This is a genomic window from Prescottella defluvii (assembly GCF_000738775.1).
GTDB lineage: Bacteria > Actinomycetota > Actinomycetes > Mycobacteriales > Mycobacteriaceae > Prescottella > Prescottella defluvii.
In genome coordinates this window covers 1-4,373 of record NZ_JPOC01000093.1, presented here as the reverse complement: position 1 = coordinate 4,373, position 4,373 = coordinate 1, and the positions used below count along the sequence as shown (strand labels likewise).

The window sequence follows — 4,373 nt, the reverse complement described above, 5'->3', positions numbered from 1 at the left end:
TCACTGCGACCCGCCCCGGCGGGCGGGGAGCCTGGGGCGTTCGTGCCGGGCGAAGAAGTCGGCGAGTTCCTCTAGTGGATTCCGGCACGGAGGGCGGATACGCCAAGGTCACCGGTTCGGTGGCGAAGTGGGTACGCGACGCGGACCGGCAACCCCAGCTGGTCGACGCCGTGCGGCGGATCAGGCGCTCACTGCCCGGTGATCCCGCATTCGGTGACCCCCTGTCGACCACCGGTCCCGGCGGCGCCCGGGCCGCGGCCCGCATGATCGACACCGGGTCGGGGGCGTCGCGCGAGGTGAGCCTGGCGGCACTGCAGGTGCTGCAGGCGGTGCTCGAGAAGACGTCGGGCAGCCCCGCGAACGGCGAGGTCACCATCGTCTTCACCGATCTGGTCGGGTTCTCCGGCTGGTCGCTGCAGGTGGGCGACGGTGCGACGCTGTCGCTGCTGCGGGAGGTCGCGGCCACCATCGAGCCGCCCATGATCGAGCGCGGTGGCCAAGTGGTCAAACGTCTGGGCGACGGGCTGATGGTCGTGTTCGACCATCCGGACAGGGCCGTCGAGGCGGTGTTCGCGGCGCGTGCGGCGCTCGCGACCCTCGACCACGCCGGCTACCGCCCGCGCATGCGCGTCGGTCTCCACACCGGCGCCCCGCAGCCCATCGGCGCGGACTGGTTCGGCGTCGACGTCAACGTGGCCGCACGCATGATGGAACTCGGCGGCAAGGGCAACGTCGTGATCTCCGGCAACACCTACGACGCGATCGGCGAGGAGCGCCTCGGTGAGCTGGGCCTGGTTGCGCGGCGCTACCGGCGTGGGCTGCTGGCGGCGCCGCAGCGCGGGGTGCCCGAGGACCTGCGGGTCTACGTGCTGCGCCCGGCGCCGGCGGGGCGATGAGCTCGGACCTGTCGGTCCCCGGGCTGCCTATCGCAGTCGAACTCCCGTGCAGGCATGCCACCTCAAGATAAAGTATGCGTTTCGTAGGTTACAAGCCTACGAAAAACATACTTGACGACTCGGGGGTGAGATGTCAGACAGTCGGACTACCGCATTGCCGGCGAGCCTCGCGCGTCGACCACTGCGTACCGTACGCCCACAGGACGCCGCGGACACCTACGCGCATCCGCGCCCCGAATTCGCACGCCTCACCGAGCGAGGCGTGCTGCACCGTGTCGCCAACGGCTACTACGTGGCTGTGCCGCAGGAACACGTCGGACGGCCATGGCTGCCGAATCTCGAAGCCGCCGCCTGTGGAATTGCTTCCGCCATCTACGGGCCTGACAACGCCATTCTGATGGGGGTCAGCGCTGCCCGAGTTCATCACGCCATTCCTCGTGCGCTGGCCACAGCCGTGGTCGCGGTGCCCCGGCAGCATCAACCGATCGAACTGGCGGATCGGACCGCCGTCGTGCAGTTCGTGAAACGTGACACCGCGCGTCTCGACGCCGAGAGGATCGAGACACCATTGGGTCCTGCCCTGGTCACGACACCGGAGCAGACCCTTCTCGACCTTGCGCGCCGCCCGTCGTTGGGCCGCGCTGAGGACGACGTGCCGTCCGCTGTCGAGGTGCTCTATCGGCACAGCGATCCCGAGCGTCTGGCAGAGATCGCCGCTGAGCAACGACTCGTCGCAGCACTGCACCGCGCGGAGGCTTGGGTGGGAGTGCGGACGTGAACGCTGACGAGCTCGCTGCCATTGCGGAGCGTTTCGGCGTCGCCGATTCCCAGGTGGAGCGTGATCACCTGATCTCCTATCTGCTCGCCCTTCTCAGCGAGAACTTTCGTGAGCGGGTGGTGTTCATCGGCGGTACCGCGCTCGCACGTACTCATCTGCCTGAAGGCAGGTTGAGCGAAGACATCGACCTCATTGCGCTCGACAGGCGAAACGCTGTCGCGGCGGATCTCGACCGTTTGATTCCGCGTGCCTTGCAGCGCACTCACGGCCGCCTCACATGGGTCGACGCGCTCAGCGACGTGCCCGACACGACGGCCGCGTACCTCACAACCGGTGAGGGCCTGGCGATCAAGATCCAGTTGCTCGCCTCCAATGGATATCAGCGTTGGCCGACCGAGTTGCGCGAACTCGAACAGCGCTACGGCGATGCGCCACCAGCCCGGCTGCATGTGCCCACTCGCGCGGCTTTCGCCGCATCCAAGACAGCGACGTGGCAGAACAGGCGTGCACCGCGAGACTTGTGGGACCTGTGGGCGCTCAACCGAATCGGCGCTATCGACACCGACGCGGCCGTGCTGTATCGGCGTCACGGACCGACCAACAAGCTTCCTGCGGCGCATGACTTCGCGGCCGCGCCCGGAGAGGCTGAATGGCAGTCCCAGCTCGCCGGTCAAACCCGACTCGGTGACGTCACTGCGGTGAGTGCGCTCGGGGAAGTACGCGCGGCGTGGGCGCGGCTCCGCGATGGCGACCAGCCCGACGACCGAGGGCGCATCGCGAGTTCCGGAGCGCCGTAGCGGACCATTCGGACGACTTCGGGAAACCGTTGCCGCCCCCGATGCCCGGCGCGCACACTGGGGAACGTGACCGAGTCCGGGCATCCGCAGCGCACACCCTTCTACGGGGTGCTGATGATCATCGCGGCGCTGGCGGCCGCGATCGCGGTGAGCTACTACGGGCCCACGTGGTTCCGGATCACCGTCTACATTCTCGCGGTGCCGGTGGTGGCGGTCGGTTTCGTCATGACCCTGCGCGACTATTCGCGCTGATCAGGCGTTTTTCGGATCCAGTCGCCATAGCGGCGACACGGGACCGTGTCCGGCGCCGAGGTCGTACGACGCCTCGAGGCACTTGGTGACCCATTCCTTGCCGAATGCGACCGCGTCGGGCATCGCGTAGCCGTTGGCGAGCGCGCACGTCACCGCCGCGGCCAGGGTGTCGCCGCCGCCGTGATCGTTGCCGGTGTCGATCCGCGGGCTGGTGAACTCGTGGAAGGTGTCGCCGTCGAACAGCAGGTCGGTGCTCGACGTCGACGAGCGCAGGTGCCCGCCCTTGACCATCGACCACTGCGCGCCGAGTGCGTGCAGGGCCTCAGCGGCGAGGCGGGCGGTGGCGTCGTCTACCACCTCGATACCGGTGATGAGGCGCACCTCGTCGAGATTCGGTGTCACCAGCGACGCGATCGGGATGAGCGTGTTGCGGACGGCGTCGAGCGCCTCGGCGTGCAGCAGCGGATCGCCGTGCATCGACGCGCACACCGGGTCCACCACCAGCGGGATGAAACCGTCGCGGCCGATGCCCACCTCGGTGCACACCTGCGCGACGGCCTCGATGATCGCGGTGGACGCGAGCATGCCGGTCTTGGCGGCGGAGACGCCGATGTCCTCGACCACGCAGCGCACCTGCGCGGCCACCGTCTCGGGCGGGATTTCGTGAAAACCGCTGACGCCCACCGAGTTCTGCACCGTCACCGCGGCCACCGCGACGCACGCATGCACCCCGCACATCGCCATGGTGCGTGAATCGGCCTGGATGCCGGCGCCGCCGCCGGAGTCGGTGCCGGCAATGGTGAGGGCGCGGATCGGGGTCTGGCCGGTCGGCGTCAGGGGCAGGTAGTTCACGGCCTCGAGCCTACCCATGCGACCGGGTGCGTCGGACGGTGGTGTGAGGCGTGCGGTGGTGCGGGGACATCTACGACACGACTCGTCCCGGTGCCGGCGGGATACCGGCACCGGGACGAGGTCAGCGGTGGATCAGGGGATGCGGGCGGATCAGGACTAGAGCAATTCCCATCCGCCGACGTTGTAGACGGCGCTGGTGGTGGACAGGGAGTTACCGGCGCCCGCGGAGGGCAGGCCCGCCCGCAGGTTGACCGCCCAGTTCAGCGAGCCGAGCGGGCCGCAACCGGAGGCACCGGGGACGGCGAAGTCGGTGGCGGTGTGGGGTGCCTGCGGCCAGACGCCGCCGGGCACGTCGGGGCCGTTGTCCGAGATCCATTCGGCCTGTCCGGCGCTGCCCACGAGTGCCAGGGACAGGTTGATCGGGGTGGCGGCGGAGCCGATGTAGCAGTTGTCGCCGAGGATCGGATTGGAGAGCTTGAGCCGCACCGGAAGCTGCATGGCGAGGGTGTAGGGCTGTACGTCGGGCAAGGCGACGGCCTCGACCGTGGCCTGGATGGCGGTGGGGCCGAACGTCTCGGCCGAGGCGGCGCCGAATGCGCCGCCGGGAACAGTGATCGGGTTGGCGTACACACCGAACTTGCCGTCGTCGGCGGCCGGGACGAAGGTTTGGAGTGTGGGGTCGTCGGCGTCCTGGGAGACGCCGCCGGCGATCATCAGGCTGCCGTCGGGGACCGCGACGTCGAGGTTGCCGATGCGCATGTTGCCGTCCCGGATGATCACCGTCATACAGGTGCCCAG

Annotated in this window: 6 protein-coding genes; 4 read left to right on the top strand and 2 right to left on the bottom strand. The window is 68.8% G+C overall.

Features of this window, described 5'->3' with window-relative positions:
* Positions 1-74 precede the first annotated feature (74 nt).
* From IJ15_RS0123725 to IJ15_RS0123710, 4 genes are all read left to right on the top strand, one after another.
* On the top strand, positions 75-896 hold the full coding sequence (locus tag IJ15_RS0123725) for an adenylate/guanylate cyclase domain-containing protein (RefSeq protein WP_051919604.1): 822 nt from the start codon (positions 75-77) through the stop codon (positions 894-896).
* Positions 897-1,158: 262 nt separating this feature from the next.
* Entirely contained in the window at positions 1,159-1,674 is a 516-nt protein-coding gene (locus IJ15_RS0123720; protein WP_331281042.1) for a type IV toxin-antitoxin system AbiEi family antitoxin, read from the top strand.
* Positions 1,671-2,471 (top strand): nucleotidyl transferase AbiEii/AbiGii toxin family protein, encoded by an 801-nt coding sequence (locus tag IJ15_RS0123715; RefSeq protein WP_031940808.1) that lies wholly within the window; start codon positions 1,671-1,673, stop codon positions 2,469-2,471. Before IJ15_RS0123720 ends, IJ15_RS0123715 begins: the two co-directional genes overlap by 4 nt.
* Positions 2,472-2,537: 66 nt before the next feature.
* Positions 2,538-2,723, top strand: coding sequence for a hypothetical protein (locus IJ15_RS0123710; RefSeq protein WP_005517890.1), 186 nt, complete (start codon positions 2,538-2,540; stop codon positions 2,721-2,723).
* Here the strand turns inward: IJ15_RS0123710 and thiD are convergent, their stop codons facing one another.
* Both thiD and IJ15_RS0123700 read right to left on the bottom strand, forming a co-directional pair.
* Entirely contained in the window at positions 2,724-3,575 is an 852-nt protein-coding gene (gene thiD, locus IJ15_RS0123705) for a bifunctional hydroxymethylpyrimidine kinase/phosphomethylpyrimidine kinase (RefSeq protein ID WP_156112215.1), read from the bottom strand.
* Positions 3,576-3,731: 156 nt separating this feature from the next.
* On the bottom strand, positions 3,732-4,373 hold a 642-nt coding region (locus tag IJ15_RS0123700; RefSeq protein WP_031940806.1), incomplete at its 5' end, for a hypothetical protein.